This window comes from Amycolatopsis sp. NPDC058340 (assembly GCF_042723975.1).
Taxonomy (GTDB): domain Bacteria; phylum Actinomycetota; class Actinomycetes; order Mycobacteriales; family Pseudonocardiaceae; genus Amycolatopsis.
Map to the genome: position 1 here is coordinate 1 of NZ_JBHXIB010000037.1, position 20,639 is coordinate 20,639.

At 70.2% G+C, this 20,639-nt stretch carries 20 protein-coding genes; 9 read left to right on the forward strand and 11 right to left on the reverse strand.

Features of this window, described 5'->3' with window-relative positions; all coding sequences use genetic code 11:
• From ACFWIW_RS30315 to ACFWIW_RS30330, 4 genes are all read right to left on the reverse strand, one after another.
• The coding region (locus tag ACFWIW_RS30315) for a DUF222 domain-containing protein (RefSeq protein WP_378371618.1) at nucleotides 1–458 on the reverse strand (458 nt) is incomplete at its 3' end.
• 47 nt (nucleotides 459–505) lie between these two features.
• The gene (locus ACFWIW_RS30320) at nucleotides 506–1,948 is read right to left on the reverse strand and encodes a glycosyltransferase family 39 protein (protein ID WP_378371619.1); all 1,443 of its coding nucleotides are present in this window, start codon (nucleotides 1,946–1,948) and stop codon (nucleotides 506–508) included.
• Between the two features lie 25 nt (nucleotides 1,949–1,973).
• Entirely contained in the window at nucleotides 1,974–3,272 is a 1,299-nt protein-coding gene (locus tag ACFWIW_RS30325; protein ID WP_378371620.1) for a diguanylate cyclase, read from the reverse strand.
• A gap of 344 nt (nucleotides 3,273–3,616) precedes the next feature.
• Nucleotides 3,617–4,876 carry an MFS transporter gene (locus ACFWIW_RS30330; RefSeq protein WP_378371621.1) on the reverse strand — a complete coding sequence of 420 codons (1,260 nt, stop codon included), beginning with the start codon at nucleotides 4,874–4,876 and terminating at the stop codon, nucleotides 3,617–3,619.
• Between the two features lie 118 nt (nucleotides 4,877–4,994).
• On the opposite strand from ACFWIW_RS30330, the gene ACFWIW_RS30335 reads away from it, so the two are divergent.
• Nucleotides 4,995–5,285, forward strand: coding sequence for a hypothetical protein (locus tag ACFWIW_RS30335; protein WP_378371622.1), 291 nt, complete (start codon nucleotides 4,995–4,997; stop codon nucleotides 5,283–5,285).
• Here ACFWIW_RS30335 and ACFWIW_RS30340 read toward each other — a convergent pair.
• Nucleotides 5,282–6,220, reverse strand: a complete 939-nt coding sequence (locus ACFWIW_RS30340; RefSeq protein WP_378371623.1) for a GlxA family transcriptional regulator — start codon at nucleotides 6,218–6,220, stop codon at nucleotides 5,282–5,284. The genes ACFWIW_RS30335 and ACFWIW_RS30340 overlap by 4 nt on opposite strands.
• 93 nt (nucleotides 6,221–6,313) lie before the next feature.
• Here ACFWIW_RS30340 and ACFWIW_RS30345 point away from each other — a divergent pair, with 93 nt between their 5' ends.
• The 6 genes from ACFWIW_RS30345 to rnhA all read left to right on the forward strand — a co-directional run bounded on the left by ACFWIW_RS30345 (nucleotide 6,314) and on the right by rnhA (nucleotide 10,504).
• Complete coding sequence (locus ACFWIW_RS30345; protein WP_378371624.1) at nucleotides 6,314–6,730, forward strand: DUF6010 family protein; 417 nt, start codon at nucleotides 6,314–6,316, stop codon at nucleotides 6,728–6,730.
• A 28-nt stretch (nucleotides 6,731–6,758) separates the two neighbouring features.
• Nucleotides 6,759–7,052 (forward strand): putative quinol monooxygenase, encoded by a 294-nt coding sequence (locus tag ACFWIW_RS30350; RefSeq protein WP_378371625.1) that lies wholly within the window; start codon nucleotides 6,759–6,761, stop codon nucleotides 7,050–7,052.
• 62 nt (nucleotides 7,053–7,114) lie between these two features.
• Nucleotides 7,115–7,774 (forward strand): HEAT repeat domain-containing protein, encoded by a 660-nt coding sequence (locus ACFWIW_RS30355; RefSeq protein WP_378371626.1) that lies wholly within the window; start codon nucleotides 7,115–7,117, stop codon nucleotides 7,772–7,774.
• On the forward strand, nucleotides 7,774–8,766 hold the full coding sequence (locus tag ACFWIW_RS30360; RefSeq protein ID WP_378371627.1) for a MerR family transcriptional regulator: 993 nt from the start codon (nucleotides 7,774–7,776) through the stop codon (nucleotides 8,764–8,766). The genes ACFWIW_RS30355 and ACFWIW_RS30360 overlap by 1 nt, the downstream gene beginning before the upstream one ends.
• Before the next feature lie 42 nt (nucleotides 8,767–8,808).
• Entirely contained in the window at nucleotides 8,809–9,999 is a 1,191-nt protein-coding gene (gene dinB, locus ACFWIW_RS30365; RefSeq protein WP_378371628.1) for a DNA polymerase IV, read from the forward strand.
• A gap of 22 nt (nucleotides 10,000–10,021) precedes the next feature.
• Nucleotides 10,022–10,504 (forward strand): ribonuclease HI, encoded by a 483-nt coding sequence (gene rnhA, locus ACFWIW_RS30370; RefSeq protein ID WP_378371629.1) that lies wholly within the window; start codon nucleotides 10,022–10,024, stop codon nucleotides 10,502–10,504.
• Here the strand turns inward: rnhA and ACFWIW_RS30375 are convergent.
• The 4 genes from ACFWIW_RS30375 to ACFWIW_RS30390 all read right to left on the reverse strand — a co-directional run bounded on the left by ACFWIW_RS30375 (nucleotide 10,501) and on the right by ACFWIW_RS30390 (nucleotide 13,946).
• Nucleotides 10,501–11,166 (reverse strand): hypothetical protein, encoded by a 666-nt coding sequence (locus ACFWIW_RS30375; RefSeq protein WP_378371630.1) that lies wholly within the window; start codon nucleotides 11,164–11,166, stop codon nucleotides 10,501–10,503. The two genes, rnhA and ACFWIW_RS30375, sit on opposite strands and share 4 nt — an antisense overlap.
• Nucleotides 11,167–11,362: 196 nt before the next feature.
• On the reverse strand, nucleotides 11,363–11,860 hold the full coding sequence (locus ACFWIW_RS30380; RefSeq protein WP_378371631.1) for a hypothetical protein: 498 nt from the start codon (nucleotides 11,858–11,860) through the stop codon (nucleotides 11,363–11,365).
• Entirely contained in the window at nucleotides 11,857–13,260 is a 1,404-nt protein-coding gene (locus tag ACFWIW_RS30385) for an ATP-binding protein (RefSeq protein WP_378371632.1), read from the reverse strand. The genes ACFWIW_RS30380 and ACFWIW_RS30385 overlap by 4 nt, the downstream gene beginning before the upstream one ends.
• Complete coding sequence (locus tag ACFWIW_RS30390; RefSeq protein ID WP_378371633.1) at nucleotides 13,257–13,946, reverse strand: response regulator; 690 nt, start codon at nucleotides 13,944–13,946, stop codon at nucleotides 13,257–13,259. Before ACFWIW_RS30390 ends, ACFWIW_RS30385 begins: the two co-directional genes overlap by 4 nt.
• Nucleotides 13,947–14,056: 110 nt before the next feature.
• On the opposite strand from ACFWIW_RS30390, the gene ACFWIW_RS30395 reads away from it, so the two are divergent.
• A complete protein-coding gene (locus ACFWIW_RS30395; protein WP_378371634.1) occupies nucleotides 14,057–15,004 on the forward strand; it encodes a phosphatase PAP2 family protein in 948 nt (315 codons plus the stop codon).
• Nucleotides 15,005–15,124: 120 nt separating this feature from the next.
• Here ACFWIW_RS30395 and ACFWIW_RS30400 read toward each other — a convergent pair whose 3' ends face one another.
• Nucleotides 15,125–16,633 (reverse strand): diguanylate cyclase, encoded by a 1,509-nt coding sequence (locus tag ACFWIW_RS30400; protein WP_378371635.1) that lies wholly within the window; start codon nucleotides 16,631–16,633, stop codon nucleotides 15,125–15,127.
• Between the two features lie 130 nt (nucleotides 16,634–16,763).
• Between ACFWIW_RS30400 and ACFWIW_RS30405 the strand changes: the two genes are divergently transcribed.
• Entirely contained in the window at nucleotides 16,764–17,984 is a 1,221-nt protein-coding gene (locus ACFWIW_RS30405) for a cytochrome P450 (protein WP_378371636.1), read from the forward strand.
• A 29-nt stretch (nucleotides 17,985–18,013) separates the two neighbouring features.
• Here ACFWIW_RS30405 and ACFWIW_RS30410 read toward each other — a convergent pair whose 3' ends face one another.
• Complete coding sequence (locus ACFWIW_RS30410) at nucleotides 18,014–20,296, reverse strand: tetratricopeptide repeat protein (protein ID WP_378371637.1); 2,283 nt, start codon at nucleotides 20,294–20,296, stop codon at nucleotides 18,014–18,016.
• Between the last annotated feature and the right edge of the window lie 343 nt (nucleotides 20,297–20,639).

Here is a 20,639-nt window from a genome sequence, read left to right on the forward strand (position 1 = left end):
GCCTTCCGGATCTGCTCCGAGTTCCGGCCCGGCAACCGATCCTCCAACACCGCGTCCACCGCACGCGCGTCCTCGTCGGACAACCACGCCGTGGCTGCGGCGACCTTCATCGCCCCAAACCCGCCCACCTTCCCCTGATCCAGCAACCCCAGCGTGCGCGGCAGGCGGGTCGTCAACGCCTCAGCCGTCGACACCAACCCAGCGGCATGACCGTCCACAACAGACAGAGCCAGCGCAACTTCCTGCACCGCACTGGCGGCACCGTCACGGTGACGGCTCAACCGCCCCAACGCGCGGAACCGGACCGCCTCCAGGCGTGCGATCCCCTCCGACGCCGCCACCGCGACATCCACGGCATCGTCATCCCCCAGCGAATCCAGCGAAGCATTGACCTCCCGAAGAGCTTCCGACGACGTGATTTCCTTCAATAGCGCCACAGTGGCGTTGAGAGTGTCCACACCCAGAACGTACAACCGGCCACCGACAGTTTCCGGCGACAGCGGGCTCAGTAGTAATGCCGCAACTCGCCCCAAAGCTCAGCCCAAGGACGGGAAGTCCCCGCACACAAGGAAATCCGCACCCCTTGCTCGTCGTTCTCGACCCCGAGACCGTTGTCGTGAACGGTCATCTCACGACATCCGGTGAACCAAGCCGGACGATACGGGCCCACGACGACCACGGGTCCCGAAGCCGCAACAGGAGGAGGCCCCCAGTCCGCATAGGACATATGCCCCGAGTACACCCCGGGAAGCCCGTGGTACTCCAAAGCCCCCGCCTGTCCGTAGTTCCGCGTGAAGATCACCGCGGTCGAGCGCTGTTCCGCCGGGATCCGTTCCCAGACCCGGGTGACCGAAGAAGCCAGCTCCGGCCAGCCCGCCTGCTCACCTTGCTCCTTGTTCACCACCAGAACCGGCGCCAGCGCGGACACCGGCAGCAGCGGCAGTCCGACGACGAGTGACACGGCCGCGCCGGCGAAAGCCAGGAAGACAGCCAGCGCGCGGCGCCAAGTCCGATCGAGCCAGCGCAGACAAGGCTCGGCGCCGGCTGCCGTGAGCAGCAACAGAAAGGGCGCCGAGTAGTACGGTTTTCCGCCCAATACCAGCAAAATCACGCACAACACCGGATAGGCGAGCGCGAGGGAGCGGGCCCAGCGCAGATCCGGATCACGCCAGAGCCGGCGGCCGCCCGTGACCCAGATCGGCACGGCCACCGGCGAAAGATAGACCAGCTGCATCGGCACGAACAGGATCCGGTTCTCCGCGCCGTCGTCCTGGCTGATCCCGGAAGCCACTGTCAGCAAAGGGAAATCGTGTGCCGCCTGCCAGATCAGGCCCGGTGCGGCCAGTACGAGCGCGAGCAGGATCCCGGCGGCGAGCCAGCCGCTGCGGAACACCGCCCGCGGGCCGACGGCGAGCACCGCCACGCCGATCGAGGCGACCATCAGCAGGACAAGCCATTTGCTCTCCAGCCCGATGCCGACGACGGCGCCGATCGCGAGCCACCACCGTCCGTCGCCGGTGCGGAACAGGCGCAGGGTCACCAGGCCCAGCGCGCTCCAGATCAGCAGGTCGACGGTGGCCGTCGACAGCATGTGCCCGTCGACCACGACGAACGCCGCCAGCGCGGTCGACGCGGCGGTGAGGACCTGCGCGCCGCGGCCGCCACCGAACTCACGGGCGACCAAGGCCAGCAGGACCACCGTCGCGGCGGCACACAGTGTCGCGGCCACGCGCAGGCCGGCGGGAGTGGCGCCGAAGACGTCGGTGGAGATCCTCGCGAGCAAGGGCGTCAGTGGCGGCTGGTCGACATATCCCCAGGCGAGCCGTTTCCCCGCGGCGAGGAAATACAGCTCGTCGCGATGGAAGCCGTACCGCCCCGAAACCAGCGTCAGCACCAGGACCTGGATCGCGACCACCAGACCGACCGGACCCCGAGCGAATCGCACCATCGCGCCTCCCCAGACGCGGCGAATCCTACTGCGCGGGCGGTGCCAGTTCGACCCTGTTGCGGCCGCCTTGTTTCGCCCGGTAGAGCGCCATGTCGGTGGCGACGAGCAGGTCGTCGACGCTGGAGATGTTGGCCGCCGGGTACAAGGCCCCGCCGATCGACACCGTCAGATCGGTCAGCACGGTGTCGCGATCGGGCAGCGCGACCGAGACCACCGCCACCTGGTGCCGGATCCGTTCGGCCACCTGGCGCAGTGTCTCCTCGCCGTGGATGTCCGGGATGACGATCGCGAACTCCTCGCCGCCCCACCGCCCGCAGACGTCCTGCTCGCGGATCTCGGCGCGCAGCGCGTCGCCGACCGCGCGCAGGACGAGGTCGCCGTTGGGGTGACCGTAGGTGTCGTTGATCGTCTTGAAGTTGTCGAGGTCGAGGAACAGCACGCCGAGTTTGCGGCCGGCACGCGTGCGGCCCAGCTGTTCTTCGGCCAGCTGACGCCAGCGGCGTTTCGTGACGAGACCGGTGGTGGCGTCGGTGTGCGCGTCGCGCCGGTACTGCGTCAGCAGCAGCCCGCGGTGCAACGCGACCAGTGCGATGACGACCCCGACCAGCACCAGTGGGTTGGCCTGGACGAGGACGACCGCCGTCACGAGGCCGAGGCCGAGCGCGCCCGCTTCGAGGATCTGATCGCCGAACCCGGAGAACAGTTCGCCGATCGACTTCGGCGGCGACGAGAGCGCGATCGCGATCATCACCAGCGCGGTGTTGATCGCCCAGCGCAAGGCCGCGGCCACGATGATGACGGCGAGATCGCCCAGCCCGGCGAGCAGCCCGGAGTCGGGCGAGCCGGGGTAGTGGCGCATGCCGAGGCTGAGCACGACGACGGCGGCCTGCGTGCCGCAGAGCACCGTCGCGGCGGAGAAGATCCACCGATGGGGGAGGACCGGCCGTTGGTGTGGCCAGATCCGCAGCCATGCGATGGTGTAGGTCACCACGACCATCGCGGCGGCGAGCACCGGAGGCAGCGCGATGACGGCGGCGACGCTCCAGACCGCCTTGGTGTCGACGTAGGCGACCGACGGTGCCCTGTCGTACTCCCGTTGGCGTTCGATCTGCCGGGTGCCCTCGATCGCGATGGCCGCGCACAGCGTCAAGACGCCGAACCGGACCAGATCGGTACCGGTCACCGGGATCAGCCGGGCCGTGGCGGCGGTCGAGAGGACTGCGATGAGATTCACGACCAGGACGTAGGAACGCACAGGTCGCGGCAGGCTCCACAGGTGCCAGGCCCTGAGCCGCCGCCGCGCGCCGCCGAGTCGTCCGTCCACGCACCCTCTTCCGTCGGTGATCTACACCGTAATCGAACCGGGACTGCGACGACCGTCGTTGTCCGGACGATGAGAGTCGTGGCCCCGAATTCCCCCGGACAGCCCAACCGAAACGAGGGAGGTGCACCGATGCAGGACAACAACTGGTGAGTGTTTTGCCGGGTAAATCGCTATTTGGAGGGAGGTGAACGACATGCGGGACAACAACTGGACCACTCGGCGTGACAACAACTGGACGTGAGTGATCTCGCCCACGAGCGAGCGCGCGGCTTCGTGAAGGGAGGTGAACGTAGTGCGTGACAACAACTGGACGACCCGTCGTGACAACAACTGGACGTGATGTGTCAGGAACCGTGTTCGCCAACGGGTGTCGTCCCGCCGACCGGACCCACGGGATCTTCGGGTTCCTCAGGGCCGAGGCGGGACGACACCGCCCGTGACCAGCCCACTCCGGCGACGAAGGCGACCACCACACCGGCGATGGCCGCGAAGGTGACCGCGGTGGTCGGCGCGACGACCTGGGCCAGCAGCCCGGCCGCCGCGATCCCCGCCGCCTGGGCCGCCCGCAACGCCGCGATCGCGACCCCGATCACCTGGCCGCGATGGGCGGGCGGCGCGGCGAGGCTGTACTGCGTCTGCGTGATCATGTCGTGCGCCGAGAACACGCCGGAGATCGTCCACAGCACGACGATCGTGACCACGCCGGGAGCCCAGCCGGTCGGGATCAGCACCAGGCTGCTCACCACCGTCAGCGCACCGAGGACCCGGATCTGCCGTTCGCGCGGGATCCGGCTCAGCAGGAGACCGCCGAGTACCGAACCGACCGGGTTCGCGGCCAGCAGCCACGGCAGCGCGCCCGCGCCGCCCAGTTCGGCGGCGACCGGGACGGCCAGGCCCTCGGGCACGACGTAGAAGCCGCAGCAGCAGGCGATGAGCAGCAGCCAGCGCAGCTTGCGGTCGCGCGCCACCAGACGGCAGCCCTCGATCAGGGACGGGCGTTCGTGGTGGGCGGGTGCCGAGGGCGGGAAGCGTTCGAGCCCGAAGCGGAGCATGAGCGCCGAAAGCGCGAAGGTCCCCGCGTCGATGAGCAGCGCCCCGGGCACACCGAGGCCGGTGACGACGGCGGCGCCCGCGCCGAAGCCCACCACGAGCCCGGCCTGATACGTGGACGAGATGACGGCCTGGCCGACGACGAGCCGGTCCGGATCGAGCAGATCCGGCAGCATCGCCTGGCGGGCCGCGTGGAACGGCCCGGCCATGAGCTGGACGAGGAACAACAGCGCGGCCGCGGCGGGCAGCGGCAGGCCGGGCACCGCCATCAGCGCGATCAGGACCGCGCGGCCGACGTCGGTCACCACCATCACGGTGCGTCGCGAGAACCGGTCCGCGACACCGCCCAGCGCGCCGCCGAGGAGGTCGGGCACGAAGGTCAGCGCGTACGCCGCCGAAGCCCAGCCCGCCGACGACGTCCGGTCGAACACCAGCACCGTGAGCGCGACCCTGGCCAGCTGGTCGCCGGCGACCGAGAGCAGATGCGCGAGCCAGATCCGGCGGAATCCGGCGACCGCGAAGACGCTGCGGAACGACGCCGCTCGGGCTGGCATGCGCCTCAGGCTGTCGTGAAGCGGCCGCTTCGCGCAACCCTCGGAAAAAATCCGTCCGCCATGTCGAACCGGCGCGGGCCCGTTCGACGTGTCAGTAAGAGAAGGAACGGAGAATCCGATGTCGCATTCACTGGGCCCGCTGGCGAACAACCTCGCCGCCTACGCCATCTACTCGACCGCGCAGACCGAAATGCGTCACGCCTACAAGCTGATCGAGGCCGGCGACTACCTCGGCGCCGCCGCGGAGATCGATTCCGCCGCGCACGCCGCCGAGGTGCTCGCCCGCGCCACCTCCGAGCTGGACGCCGAGCGTTCCGAACGGTGGCTCAGAGTCGTCGTCGCGCGGAGGCGGTTCGCCGATCAGGCCCGGGCGCGGGCTTCGGACACCGTTCTGGCCCTCGCCGCTTAACGGAAAGCGCGCCGATAGGTGCCAGGGCTGACGCCGGTCGTGCGCTTGAACCGGTCGCGGAACGAGGTGGGCGAACCGAAACCGACCTCGGCGCCGATCCGTTCGACGGCGTACTCGGTGGTCTCCAGCAGATGCTGCGCCTGCCGGACACGGGTCCGGTGCAGCCATTGCAACGGCGTCGTCCCGGTCTGCTCGCGGAAGTGCCGGATCAGCGTGCGCGTGCTCATCCCGGCGCGCGTGGCGATATCGGCCAATGTGAGTTCGCGCGCGAGATTTTCCTGCATCCACAACAGAGTCGGCTCCAGCGTCGCGCCACGGGGAGCGGGTGGATGCCGCAACGCGATGAACTGCGCCTGTCCGCCCTCGCGTTCGAGCGCCATGACCGAGAGGCGGGCGGCGTCGGCCGCGATCGCGGAACCGTGATCCCGCCGGATCAGGTGCAGGCACAGATCCAGGCCCGCGGCGGCACCCGCGGACGTCAGGATCTGCCCGTTGTCGACATAGAGCACGTCCGGGTCGACATCGACCTCCGGATACGCCGCGGCCAGCGCCTCGGCGGCGACCCAGTGCGTGGTGGCGCGAAGGCCGTCGAGCAGGCCCGCGGCGGCGAGGATGAAGGTGCCGGAACAGATCGAGGCGATCCGCGTGCCGCTCGCGGCGGCCGAGGTCAGCGCGGCGTGGACGGATTCCGGCAACGGCCGGGCCGGCTCGGCGGTGCCGGGGACGATGATCGTGCCCGCCTCGCGCAGCGCGTCCAGCCCTCGCGGCGCGCGCAGGGTGAAGTGCCCGGCGTCGATTTCCGGGTGTTCGGCGCAGACGACCACGCGATAGCCCGCGCTCCCGTCGGTGAGCCGGGTCCTGGTGAAGACCTCGATCGGCGTCGAGAGGTCGAACGGGATCACCTTGTCCAGCGCGAGGACCGCGACGGTGTGCATGGACCGCAACGTACCCGCCCGCTGGCGAGATCCCGTTGGAAGGCGTCGTTCACGCCACTGGGAGCGCGGCCCGCCCGGTTCTAGCGTCGAACCATGATGATCATCGCGCCGATTCTCGTCGGCATCGTCTACGTCGTCCTGATGTCGTTGATCCACGAGCCGCACCGCCGCCGCTTCAACGCGGTCATGGTGGCGGGCGCCGGCGCCGCCTACCTGAGCGGCGGCGGCCTCGGGATCTGGGAGTTCGCGTTCACCGTGGTCGTGACCTACGTGGCGTACCGCGGCCTCGAGTCGTGGACGTTCATCGGCGTCGCCTGGCTGCTGCACACCGGCTGGGACGTCGTGCACCACCTCAAAGGCGCTCCCATCATCCCGTTCGCCGAGCATTCCTCGTTCGGCTGCGCGATCTGCGACCCGGTGATCGCGATCTGGTGTTTCGCCGGCGGGCGATCGGTGACGGATTTCGTCCGTTCCCGTGTCGTTTCCCGTCGTCCGCGTTCGTCGGTGTAGTGAACCGACCGGACGAAGGGAGTCTGAAATGACGGTGATCGTGGCGGGAAAGGTGTACGTCGACCCGGAGGAACGGGACCGGTACGTGGAGGGACACCAGGTGATCGTCGAGAAGGCGCGGGCCCATCCCGGCTGCCTCGACGTGGTGATCGCGGCGGACACGCTCGAACCGGGCCGGGTGAACATCTTCGAATACTGGGAGTCGGAGGAGGTACTGAACGCCTGGCGCGCGGTCTCGCCGAGGCCGACGTACTCCGCCGAAATCCGGGACGGGGAGGTGTTCAAGCACCGGGTCTCGTACTCCGGACCCCCGTTCGACTGACCGCGGTGGAGCGTCGTCCTTGACCTTGACATCGTGACAAGGTCTTCACTGGAGCGCAGGAGGTGATCCCCATCAACACGACACAGAGGACTTCACCGGACCTGCGCGTGCTCGACGCGCTGAGCTCCGAGAGCTCGTCGACGCGGCTCCAGGCGGCGCTGGCGGCCGGGACGCATCCGGACGCCCGGTTCGTCGACCCGCTCGTGGCGCGGTGCGCGATCGAGCCGGACTTCTACGTCCGGGACATGCTGACCTGGGCGTTGACCCGGCTGCCCGCGGAGGACACCGTCCCGGTGCTGCTGGCCGAGCTCGGTTCGGAGGTCGCCCAGGCCCGGAGCCAGGCGTTGCACACGCTGTCCAAGATCGGCGACGGCGCCGCGTGGCCCGCGATCACGCGGTCGCTGCTGCACGACGCGGACGACGAGGTCGCCCGGAGCGCGTGGCGTGCCGCCGTCGTCCTCGTCCCCGACGGGGAGCGTGCCCGGCTTGCCCGTGACCTGGCCGACCAGCTCGGCCGGGGCGACCGGACGGTGCGGCTGAGTCTCAGCAGGGCGCTCGTCGCGCTCGGAGCGGTGATCGAGCCCGTCTTGCGGACGGGCCTGGCGAGTGCCGACCTGGAGGTGCGGGCGCACGCTCACGCCACGGAGCGGCTCCTGCGCGACCCGGACGCCGGTTTCGACGAGTCGAAACGGATCGTCGCGCTGGGACCGGAGGGAGCCTGATGCTGATCGGTGAGGTGGCGCGCCGCTCGGGGGTGAGCAGCCGGATGCTCCGGCATTACGACTCCCTCGGGCTGGTGCGGCCGACCGGCCGTACCTTCGGCGGCTACCGCGAGTACTCCGACGAGGACATCCGCCGGATCTTCCACGTGGAGAGCCTGCGGTCCCTCGGCCTGTCGCTGCGCGAGATCGGACGCGCCTTGGAGGATCCGGCCTTCGAGCCGTCCGATCTCGTCCGCGACCTCATCCGGCGGACCGAGGAGCGGCTGAACCGGGAGCAGGAGCTGCTCGATCGGCTCCGCGCGGTCGACGGCTCGGCACCCACGGGCTGGGAAGGGGTCCTGCGCATCGTCGAGCTCCTGCACGGGCTCAACTCGCCTCACGCGGCTCGACGGCAGCAGGCCGTTCTTTCCCCGGCCGAGGACGCCCCGGTCCCCACCGAACTGCTGGCCGGGGCGGTTCTCGCCGAAGCCGATCCGAACGTCGCCGGAGCTCTGCGCTGGGCGCTCGCGAGGGCGGGCGGTGACGGCGTGGCGAGCCTGGCGTCCGGCGCGCGTTCTGAGAATGTCGACGTCCGGCGGCGCGCGATCCTCGCGATCGCCGCGATGCCCGGTGCCGAGGCGACCGCGGCGCTGGCGGAGGCACTCGGCGACGCGGACCCGGCGGTCCGTGCCCGCGCCGCGCTCGCCCTGGGGGCGAGGGGTGAGGACACGGCCGTGCCGGAGCTCGTCCGCATGGTGGTCGAGGGCACGACCGACGTCGAGGCGGCCGAGGTCCTCGGCGCCTTGGCGCGTGACGACGGCACCGCGGGCCGGATCATGAGCGCGTTGACCGGCGAGCTCGCCACCGCGGAACCCGCGGCGCGGATCCGGCTCACCCAGGCCCTCGTCGAGATGCCGCCCGCGCTCGCGCTGGACGTGCTGCGGGACCTGGCCGAAGACGACGATCGCACCGTCGCCCTCCTGGCTTCGGCCCTGGCGGGAACGCTCGGGTGAGACCGCTTGGCCACTGCGCCGTTTGATGCGAACATATGTTCTATGACGACCGAGGGTCCCATCCTGCACGCCGACCTGGACTCGTTCTACGCGTCGGTCGAGCAGCGTGACGACCCGAGGCTCCGCGGGCGCCCGGTGATCGTCGGCGGCGGGGTCGTGCTGGCGGCCAGCTACGAGGCGAAGGCGTTCGGCGTGCGTACGGCGATGGGCGGCGGCCAGGCGCGGCGGCTGTGCCCGGACGCGATCGTGGTCCCGCCCCGGATGCGCGCGTATTCGGCGGCGAGCAAGGCGGTCTTCGAGGTCTTCGGCAACACGACACCGCTCGTGGAAGGCATTTCGATCGACGAGGCCTTCCTCGACGTCGGCGGGTTGCTGAAGATCGCGGGCACGCCGAGCCGGATCGCCGCGAAACTGCGGAAGGACGTCCTGGAACAGGTCGGCCTGCCGATCACGGTCGGCGTCGCCAGGACGAAGTTCCTCGCGAAGGTGGCCAGCGGGGTGGCGAAACCCGACGGCCTGCTCGTCGTGCCGCACGACAAGGAGCTGGAGTTCCTGCATCCGCTCCCGGTCGAGCGGCTGTGGGGTGTTGGCAAGGTGACGGCACGGAAGCTCCGCGAGCGCGGGGTGACGACGGTCGGGCAGATGGAGGGGTTCGGGGAGAAGGAGCTCGTCCGGATGCTCGGCCGCGGCGTCGGCGCGCATCTGCACGCCTTGTCCCACAACGACGACCCCCGCCGTGTGCAGACCGGCCGTCGCCGCCGGTCGATCGGGGCGCAGCGCGCGCTCGGCAGCAGGCCGCGTTCGCCGGCCGAGCTCGACGCGACGCTGCTGACGCTGGCCGATCGGCTCGCCCGCCGTCTGCGTGCCGCGCACCGGGTGTGCCGCACCGTCGTGCTGCGGATGCGGTTCGCCGATTTCACCAGGGCGACGCGTTCGCACACCCTCATGGAGGCGACCGAGCAGACCGGCGCGATCGTCGCGGCCGCGCGTGACCTGCTCGCGACGGCGAGACCGCTGATCGACGAACGCGGTCTCACCCTGATCGGGCTCGCGCTCACGAACCTGTCGAAGGACGACGCGATCCAGCTGGCGCTGCCGTTCGGGGCGAAACCGAGGGACGCGCTCGACTCGACGCTCGACACCGTCCGGGACCGGTTCGGTTCGAAGTCCATCACGCGGGCGGTGCATCTCGGGCAGGTCGAGGAGCCGTGGGTGCCGCTCCTGCCGGACTGAACGCCGTCGCTAGGGTGTCCCGGTGGCGGAAGTCGAGATCTACACCGATGGCGCGTGCAGCGGGAATCCCGGTCCCGGCGGCTGGGGCGCGGTGCTGCGGTACGGCACGGTCGAGAAGGAGATCTACGGCGGGGACCCCGGTCCGACCACGAACAACCGGATGGAGCTGACCGCGCCGATCGAGGCGCTGGAAAGCCTGAAGCGCCGGGTCACGGTGGACATCTACACCGACAGCACCTACGTCCGGAACGGCATCACCAGCTGGGTGCGGAACTGGAAGAACAACGGCTGGATGACCTCGGCCAAGACGCCGGTCAAGAACGCCGACCTGTGGCGCCGTCTCGACGAAGCCGCGTCACGGCACGAAGTCGAATGGCACTGGGTCAAGGGTCACGCCGGGCATCCGGAGAACGAGCGAGCGGACCGGCTCGCCGTCAAGGGCGTGGAAGAGGTCGTGGGGCGACCTGTGATCCAGCCCGGCGAGCGGTCCGCCCGGCGTGGTTAGCAGCTGACGTTCACCTTCGCGCTCTTGGCGAAGGAGACGTGGACGTGGTCCATGTGGTTGGCGGTCGCGCCGCCGCGGTCCTCCATGGTGTCCCAGCCGCTGCCGTCGTTGTAGCGCTGGCGCCAGATGACGTACGTGATGCCGAAGTCCTTCTGGTTGGCCATGAGGTACTCGGCGATGGCGTTGCCGGTCGCGGTGTCCACCATGAAGTCCAGCGCGAGGCCGGAGGGGTGGTCGCTGGCGTTCGCCCGGCCGGCGACACCGCCGACGTTCTTCACGCCGAACTTCGCCTTCACGTGGTTACCGACCTGGGCCACATGCGGCTTGGTGCCGGCGAGGCTGGTCGAACACGCCGTCGCGGCGGGCACGGTCTTCTTGACCGGGGCGGGCGCCTTGGTCGACGTCGTCGGCTTCGGGGGAGCCGAGGAGGTCGGCGGAGGGGTGGTCGTGCTGGAGGGCGGGGTGCTGCTGGTCGACGGCGGGGGAGTCACGCTGGAGACCGGGGGAGCCTTCAGCGCGAGCGCGGCGCTGGCCGCTTCGACGTCGGGGGAACCCGCGGAGGTCAGCCACATCGACGCCGGGAGCGCCGTGGCGACCGCTGCCGCGATACCCGCGGGGAGCTTCCACTGCGGAGCCTTGTTCTTGCGATGTCTGCCGGCCATTTCTCTGATCACTCACCACTTCGGGGACGGGAACTCGCGTCGGGGGCCGCAAGCTCCGGGCAACATTACGAAAAGGACACGGCAATGTCACGCCCGAGTGTGTTCGCCCACAGTTACCTTGATCGTTGAACCAAAAGAGGCTCACGTCCGTACAGATACGAGAAGTGCTTTTATGTGAGCACTGTGAGTGACGAATTCAGTCCGCTTTGCAGGATTGGAAGTACATCGGCCCGTCCGGCGAGGTCACGTTGACCCCTTGGGGACGCGGAGTCCGGTCGCTCGCCATCGAGGCCGCGATCGCCGTGCAGACCAGCTGGTTGATGGCCTGGTTGGACAACTTTCGGATCGGGAACGGCAGCACCATGGACGCCGGGTCGCCCGAGTACACCTCGACCCGCCCCACCTCCGGCGGGACGAACGTGGTGAGCCCTTGCGCGGCTTCCCGTTCCGTCGGCCCCTTCAACAGCAGTGTGATCGCGCCTTCGGGGGAGATGAAGCCTTCGCTGGGCCGGGTCACCGGGATGACCCGGCCGTCGGAGACGAAGTACAGCGTCAGGCCGCCGAGGAAGCTCTGCCCCGCGGTGGCGCGGATCGACGGCCCCGGCCCGGCCGGGACCACGCCGGTCGGCTGGACGCCGCAGGCCGCCGTCAGCGCGGCGGCCGCGAGGGCGGGCAGTACGCGGGTCTTCCTCATCGCGTCCCTCCTGCGGGCAGGCGCAGCACGAACCGGGCACCGTGCCCGGTGTCGGCCGCGGTGATGTCGCCGCCGTGCAGGCGGGCGTTCTCCAGGGCGATCGCCAGGCCCAGTCCGCTGCCCTCGGAACGGGCACGGGCGGTGTCGGCCTTGGTGAACCGGTCGAACACGTGCGGCAGGATTTCGGGATCGATCCCGGGACCGTGATCTTCGACGGCCAAGGTGACTTCGCCGCCGTCGTCGCGCAGCCGGACTTCGACCGGCGCCGCGCCGTGCCGGAACGCGTTGCCGACGAGGTTGGCCACGATCAGGTCGAGCCGCCGCCGGTCGACCCGCGCGAGGACGCCCTCCGGCAGGTCGGTGACCAGGTCTTCGCCGTCGCGCCAGCCGCGGGCGTCGAGGCTGTCCCTGATCGCCGTCGCGAGATCCCATTCGTCGAGTACGAGTTCGGCGCGGCCGGCGTCGAACCGGGAGATCTCGACCAGATCCTGCACCAGCCGCGTCAGCCGCCGGGTCTCGCCGGAGACCAGCCGCGCCGCGACGGCGGTGTCCGGCGGCAGCGTCTCCGCGTCTTCGTCGAGGACGTCGGTGACCGCGTTCATCGCCGCGAGCGGGGTGCGGAGTTCGTGCGAGACGTCGGCGACGAACCGGCGGGCGTCGGCCTCCATGGCTCTCAGCTCACCGACCGTGCGCTCCAGTTCGGCGGCGGTGTTGTTGAAGGTCGTGACCAGTTCGGCCAGCTCGTCCGAACCCTTGGCCGGCAGCCGGACGTCGAGCCTGCCTTCGCCGAGCTGTGCGGCGGCGGTGTTGAGCGCCCGGACCGGCCGGAGCACCTGCCTCGCCGCGAGCAGGGCGAGCGCCGCGGCCAGCGGGAGGGCGAGCGCGGCCGTCTGCCAGGCGGATTTCGCGAGTTCGTCGATGGCCTGTTGCTGCTGGACGAGCGAGGTGAGCGAGTACACCTCGACGCCGCTGTTCCGCATCGCCCCGTTGGGTTGCCGGGCCAGCACCGGCAGCCCGACCAGCAGTTCCGGGATGGTTTCGCGGTCCACACGCTGGAACTGGATGCGGTTGTCGCTCGCGACGGTCTGCCGCAGCTCGGGCGAGAAGGTGGTCAGGTCCGGCCCGTTGACCGACCGCATGTCGCGGTAGACCGCGACCGCGTTCAGCCGCAGGCTGCCGGCGAAATCGTTGAGCTGGTCCTGGGTCGGCGGCGTGGACAGCGGGCGGCCGTAGGCACTGACCCGGTCCTTCAGCTGGTTCATCGCCGCGTCCTGCACCGCTTCGAGGATCGCGTTGCGGGCCGAGACGTAACTCGCCCCCGCCGCGGCCGCCGCCCCGATGATCGTCATCACCGCGAACGCCAGGATGAGCCGGGGCCGCAGCCCGGAGAGCAGCCTCATGAACGGCCGAACCGGTACCCGAAGCCGCGGACGGTCTGGACGTGTTCGGGTTTCGCGGGCACGTCTTCGATCTTCGCGCGCAACCGCTGGACACAGGCGTCGACCAGGCGGGAGTCGCCGAGGTAGTCGTGATCCCAGACGGCGGAGAGGATCTGCTGGCGGCTGTAGACCTGGCCGGGCGTGCGCGACAGTTCCAGCAGCAGTTTCAGCTCGGTCGGGGTGAGCGAGACCGGCTCGCCGTTCTTCGTGACCACCAGCCCGGCCCGGTCGATGACCAGTCCGCCGTGCCGTTCCCCGGCGGCGCCGTCGCTCGCGGGCTTCTCGCTCACCGCGCGCCGCAGCACCGCCCGGATCCGGGCGTCGAGCACCCGCGGCTCGATCGGCTTGGTGACGTAGTCGTCGGCGCCCGCCTCCAGCCCGGCCACGATGTCGAAGTCGTCGCTGCGGGCGGTGAGCATGATGATCGGCACCTCGCCGGCCGAGCGGATCCGGCGGCAGGTCTCGAAGCCGTCGATGCCGGGGAGCATCAGGTCCAGTACGACGATGTCGGGCTGGTAGACCCGCAGTTTCTCCAGCCCGAGCTCACCGCTCTCGGCGGTGTACACGGTGTGCGCCTGCCGTCGCAGCGCGAGTTCCAGCCCCTCCCGCACGGACGCGTCGTCTTCGATCACAAGGACACTTGCCACGCCGCCATTATTCGGATGTCTCCGCGCGTGTGCGACTCGGCTCGATCTTGTAGCAGAACCATGACATTGTCCGGACCTCACGGCTAAACGGCGTGGGGACAGTGAGCCGTATGGCCGTACTCATCCACGAAGCGAAGCCGACCCCCGCCCGCCGTCCGCTGCCGGGACGGCACGCCGAGACCAGGCGCACCCTGTCCAGGGCCGTGTTCCAGCTCGCCACCGGACTGGGACTGGCCGCCGCCTTCGTCGTGACCTACGTGCTGTTCGTGCACACGTCGGCCGGGCAGCTCGCGGAGAACGGCGTCGTCCGGAGCGCGCAGTCCGGTCGATGGTCCACAATGGACTGGGCGGGGCCGCTGCGCGACCAGGACATGGTGCTCGTGATCGGCGCCGCCGGGATCGGGCTCGTCGTACTGGCGCTGCTGCGGCGCAAACCCGGTCTCCTCGTCCCCGCGCTGAGCGTCCTCGTGCTCCCGCTCGTCGCCGCGCAGCTGCTCAAGCTCTACGTGCTCGTCCGTCCCGAACTGCCCGACGGCGGCCGCGGGCCGGGACACAACAGCTTCCCCAGCGGTCACGTCAGTGCCGCCATGGCCATTCTGATGGCCCTCGCATTCGTTCTGCCCCAACGGTTCCGTGCGGCGATCATCGGGATCGGCGGCGTCGCCGTCGCCTGGGTCGCGTCGTCGACCATCGCGCTGGGCTGGCACCGGCTCAGCGACACGGCGGGTGCCTGCCTGCTCGCGGCGTCGTTCGCCTGCCTGCTCGCCGCCTGGCTGACCACCCGGCGCCGCGACCTGCGCCGCACGCCCGCCTACCTGGTCGCGCTGGCCACCGTGCTGCCGACCGGGATCGTCCTGATCGGATTCGCGGTGCTGAGCACGGCGACCGACGGCGCCGCCCAGTTCGTCGCCGCGCTGGTGCTGGCCGCTTTGTCCGCGGTGGGGGTCGTGCTGGTCGCGCTGTGGCCGCTGCGCGGCTCCGCGTTCGAACGGCGGACCGGCGTCCAGACCCGGGTGGTCGACGATCTGCTCGAGACCCGCCTCGTGACCCGTCGCTGACGCGGGTCTTCGGAGGCACTCCGGAATGTCACGTATGGGACCGTTCTGGTCCCGTACGTGACATCGGTGCTTCGCAACGTCGGTCGCGGCCAGCCGATCGCATTCAGAGGACTAAACGCGTCAGTCCCGGGCCCGGCTCAGCGGGGACGTCGGGGTCCGGGGCGAAGGCGGAACCGCGGAGGGTGCCACGACCACCCGGTTCCGCCCGCTCCGTTTCGCTTGGTACATGGCCGCGTCCGCGGCGCGGAAGAGTTCGCCGTAATCCGTCGAGTGCTCGGGCGACAGCCCGACGCCGATCGACACGGTGCAGCCGTGGATCGGCCCCACCGCACGGGGTTCGTTGGTGGCGTGCCCGCTGGCGAGTTCGGTCAGGCCGGTGATCGCGGTCTTCGCGACGGCCACCCGGATCCGCTCGGCGATCCGCAGCGCCTCCTCGCGGGTGGTGTCCGGCAACAGCACCGAGAACTCCTCGCCGCCCCACCGCCCGACGACGTCCGTGGAGCGGGTGTTCTGCCGCAGTACGGCGCTGACACAGCCGAGCACGATGTCGCCGCCGGAATGCCCGTACTTGTCGTTCCACTGCTTGAAGTGGTCGAGGTCCAGCATCAGGAACGCCGTCGGCCGCCGCCCGGTCTGGTCTTCGAGCAGCCGGAGCGCGGCCGGGGCGTGGAAGGAGTCTTCGGTCAGCAGCCCGGTCTTCCGGTCGCGCTGGCTGCGCGCGATCGTGTCCGCCAGCGCCTGTGAGAGCCGGGTCGAGCGCAGCGCGACCCCGATCATCACCAGCGGCACCAGCGCGATGTTGACCGCGCCGAGGATCGTCGTGCACGCGGCGAGCTGCAGCGCGTAGACGAAATCCGCGTTGTCGGCCCAGCTGCCGATCAGCTTCTGCCGCCGCCAGCCGCCCCACGCCAGACCGCGCGCGATGCTGATCAGCAGTGTCTGCGACGCGAAGTACCAGAGCGCGGCGCCCACCAGCGCGACGGCGGCCATCGCGATGTCGCCGGGACGCTGGGGGAGCGTGCCCGATTCGAGCCAGGTGTGCAGTGACGTCAGCCGGGTGATCGTGTGCACGCCGAGGATGGAGGCGGCGTGCGCGGCGGTGGTGAAGAGGAACGTCGTCATCGCCTTGTGCGCGATGGAGTAGCGCTGCACACGCACCATCAGCAGCAGCGCGAGCGACAACGCGGGCGGCAGCAGCACGGCCGCCCCGCCCAGCCAGACGGCGGTCTGGTCGATGTGCTCGCCGCGCCGGTCGTCGGCCCGGCGTTGCTCTTCCGGATGCTGTGTCTGGACGAGATACCAGATCGTGCAGCCCGCGATCACGCCGAAGCGGACGAGATCCGTCGTCGTGAGGGAAGCACCGACTTGCGATTTCAAGGCCCAGAACGCGACCGCGATCTCGGTGCCGAGCATCCAGAAGACCGCCGCGGGCGGCAGGCGCCACAGCTCCCACCCCGCCGGATGCCGCAGGGTGTTCCAGGCTCGGCCACGCAGCCGCCAGACGCGGGCGGAGGCGAGGCCGACGGTGTCGGCGAAACCCCGGAGCGAACCGCGCGGCCGCGCCGAGACCGCGTCACGGTCGTGCTTGCCGAACTCGCTGACGAGGGTCACCTCCAACCCGTTACGCACCGCACCCGCTTCGATCTTGCTGGGTCACCACAAGAGGGTGACAGGGGGACCGCGTTGACGATCGCGTGAGACAGCCCGATACCGACGTTCGCCGGACGCCATTCCGCCGACGGCTGGCAGGGTGGCTCGTATGCCTGACGCCGCATACGACCCCGCCGCGGTCCCCGTGATGTTCGGCCCGGACTTCGACAGGGATCCCTCGCCCGCCTACGAATGGCTTCGGAGCAACGCGCCGGCGTTCCGGCTCCCGCTGCCCGGCGACACGTGGACCTGGTTGCTGACCAGGCACGCGGACGTCGTTTCCGCGATGGCCGACCCCCGGCTGTCCAAATGCCCGTCCGTCGCCGCGGAGCACTGGCGCAAGGCCAATCTCGGGCTGCCCGCCGACCACCGGCCGACGCTCATCGGGCATATGAACAACTTCGAAGGCGAGGAACACGCGAGGCTGCGCAAGGCCTGCGCCGGCGCGTTCGGGCCGCGGCGGCTGCAGCATATGCGCGACCGCACGCATCGGCTCGCGAACGAGCTGCTCGACCCGATCGTGGACAGGGGCGAAGGCGACCTCGTCGAGGATTTCGCGTACCCGCTGGGAATCCGGTCGATCTGCGAGCTGATCGGCATCCCGGACAGCCTGCTCGACGAGGTCCGCCCGCCCGCGCTGGTGGTCGCCGCCGGCGACGTCACGGACATGGCGGCGATGCTCAAGGCGACCGACGACCTCGACGCGCTGCTCGCCGACGTCGTCGCCCGCAAACGCGCCGAACCGGGGGCGGACCTGATCAGCGATCTGCTCACCCAGGAGTCCGCCGGGAAGCTGACCGACGACGAGGTCGCCGCGACGGCGTTCCTGTCCCTGATCGCCGGGCACGAGACGACGATCAGCCTCATCGCGTCCACCGCGCTGACCCTCATCACGCATCCGGAGGAGGCGGCCCGCGCCCGCGCCGACGGCTCGCATCTGACGCTCGTCATCGAGGAGGTGCTGCGCCGCGACACCCCGCTGCAGAACACCAGCTGGCGGTTCGTCACCGAACCGATGGAACTCGCCGGGCAGCGGATGGAAGCGGGTGATCCGATCCTGTTGTCCTTGCTGGCGGCCAATCGCGATCCGGCGGTCCATCCCGAACCGCTCGCCTTCCGCCCGGGCGAGCGACCGGTGCGGCATGTGGCCTTCGGCGTCGGACCGCATATCTGCATCGGCGCGGCGCTCGCGCGGATGCAGGCGTCCGCGGCACTGGAGACGTTGTTCGGCCGTGCGCCGTCGATGACGCTGACCGTGCCGGAGGACCGGCTCGTGTGGTGGCCGAGCGCGATCACGCGGGGCCTGCACAACCTGCCGGTGAAGCTCTAGCGCGGGCTGAAAGCGTCCTTCACCTCGCTCTAGACCGCGCCTTCGAGACGGCCCCGCAGCACGTTCGCCTTCCGGTCGTCGAGATCCATGACGAGCTGGAGCGCGTCGCGCCAGACGGCCATCGCCTCGTCGGTGTGCCCCTGGGCGGCGAGCGCGCAGCCGCGTTCGTCGAGCGCGTCGGCCTGGCCCCAGACGTCACCGCAGTTGCGGTAGGCGGTCAGCGCCTGCTCGCAGTACCCGAGCGCCTGGTCCAGATCGCCGAACCGGCGGCAGGTCCTGGCGAGCGGCACCAGCGCGAAACCCATGCCGTGCTGGTCGGCGTCCTTCGCGTAGGCGTCGAAGGCACGGAGACCGTGATCGAGGGCCAGGTCCCGTTCGCCGAGGTCGCGGTAGGCGCGGCCGAGATGGACCCGCGCGGTCGCTTCGCCGAGCTGGTACCCGATCCGCGCGTTCACTTCCACGCTCTGCTCGGCGAGCCGGACGGCTTCGGCGTAATCCTCGCGTTCGTGCGCGATGTTGCCGAGCCCGACCAGCGCCCAGCCGAGGCTCGGATTCTCGCCGATCTCCTCGGAGATCTCGACGGCCTGGCCGAACAGGTCACGCGCGCGATCGAGGTCGCCGCGCCGCCGGTGCGCCTCGGCGAGGTTGATCGCCGACCACGCCAGCCCGCCGAGGTCGCCGCCCGCCTTCGCGGACTCGATCGCCACCTCGTGGCTGGAGATCCACGTCTGCCACGGCCTGCCGAGCAGGTGGTAGTCGAACAGCTCCACCGGCAGCCGCCAGCCGACCTCGTACAGCCCGTGGTCCAGCGCCAGCCGGGCGACGCCGGTGATACTCGGCATCTCCGACGCGCACCAGATGTAGGCCTCGTCGAACGTGGCGAACCGGAGCGGCTCGACGCCGTCGGGGGCAGGCCCCAGGTCGATGTGGTGGTCGCGGGCGGGAGTCAGCGTCCAGCTCGCGGCGTTGGCCGCGTACAGATACCAGTGGGCCAGCCGGGAGACCGCCGCCTGCCGCTCGTCCCGCCATCGCTCGGCGTTGGCCTCTTCGGCGGCGTAGACGCGGAGCAGGTCGTGGAACCGGTAGTACCGCGCGCCGACCTGCTGGACGAGATGCGCCTGCACGAGGTGGTCCAGCAGCCTTCGCGCGTCGTGCTCGGGCAGTCCCGCGAGCGCGGAAGCCGCACCCGCGGTGAACCGCGGGCCGGGATGGAGACCGAGCAGTCGGAACATCCGCGCGGCGTCGGCCTCCAGCGCGCGGTACGACCAGCTGAACGCGGCCCTGACCCCGACGGCGTCGTCGTCGACCGCGAGCAGTTCCAGCCGCCGCCCCTCCGCGACGAGTTCGCGGGCGAGGTCGCCGACGCTCTGATGGGGATGGGTGGCGACCCGTTCGGCGGCGATGTTCACCGCGAGCGGCAGCGCCGCGCACAGCCGGACGAGCCTGCCGACGCCTTCGGGATCGCCCGCCGCGCGTTCGTCGCCGATGAGATCGGCCATGAGCCGTGTCGCTTCGAGCTCTCGCAGTGGCTCCAAGGAAACCCCGGCCGCGCCGCTGCCGACGACCAGCCCGGACAGCCGTCGCCTGCTGGTGATCAGCACGGTGGTGTCCGGGGTGCCGGGCAGCACCGGCCGCACCTGGGGCGAGTCGAGGGCGTTGTCCAGTACGACGAGGGTGCGCTGGCCGCGCAACAGGCCGCGCAGGAGCGCGAGCCGCATGTGCTCCTCGGCGGGAACCCGGTCGGGACGGACGCCGACGCAGCGCAGAAGATCGTCGAGGATGTCGGCGGGTTGCGCGGGCGAGCCCGCCGCGTAGCCGCGCAGATCCGACCACAGGACGCAATCGAACTCTTCTTGGCGCCGGTTCGCCCAATTCAGCACGAGCGCGGTCTTCCCGACCCCGGGCGGCCCGGCGACGAAGACCACTTTCGCCTTTTCGGTGAAGACCTTTTCGTCCAGCAACGCCAAATGTTCTTCGCGGCCGACGAAATGATCAGGCGGCGGGGGAAGATGCACATACGGTTCCGCGCGGGCGGCCTCGGCGAGCACGATCAGTGTCCCGCCCGCGCCCAGCGCGCGATCGCAGGCTTCGGCGAATTCCGCGCTCGGCGGGGTGAGCCCGCGTTCGACCCGGCTGATGAGACTTTTGTCGACATAGGCGAGTTTCTGAAGCTCGCGCAACGCCAGCCCGCAGGCCTGCCGCCGTTGCCGCAAGGCGCGGCCGAACGTCGACGCGGCCGTCGAAACCGGCCTCGGTTCCGCGCGTGCTTTCCCGGTCTCCCCGGATCTGGCCGAACCGGAATTCTCGGTCACCAGAAGCACCTTTCTCCCCGCTTCGCGGCAGATCGTGCCACAACCTTCCCATTACCTGGGTCACAACATGGCCACCGGGTGTGCGCGGACGCGAACTCTGCCCCCAAACTGTGCGAGAACGCGCCCGTTCCCCACCGGTGCGCCGGTCGAAAGGGAGGTGGATCATGCGCGACCGCGAAATGTGAGCAGGCCCTGTTCCGCCTTGCGAACACCGGGCGAGTGCTGATCTCCTCGGAAACCGGTCGTGGGGGGGGGGGGGGGGGGGGGGCCGCCCCCCCCCCCCCCGCCGGGGCCAGCGAGAGAGGCTAGGGGGACATAGTTTTAATATATATAAGGTTAGAGA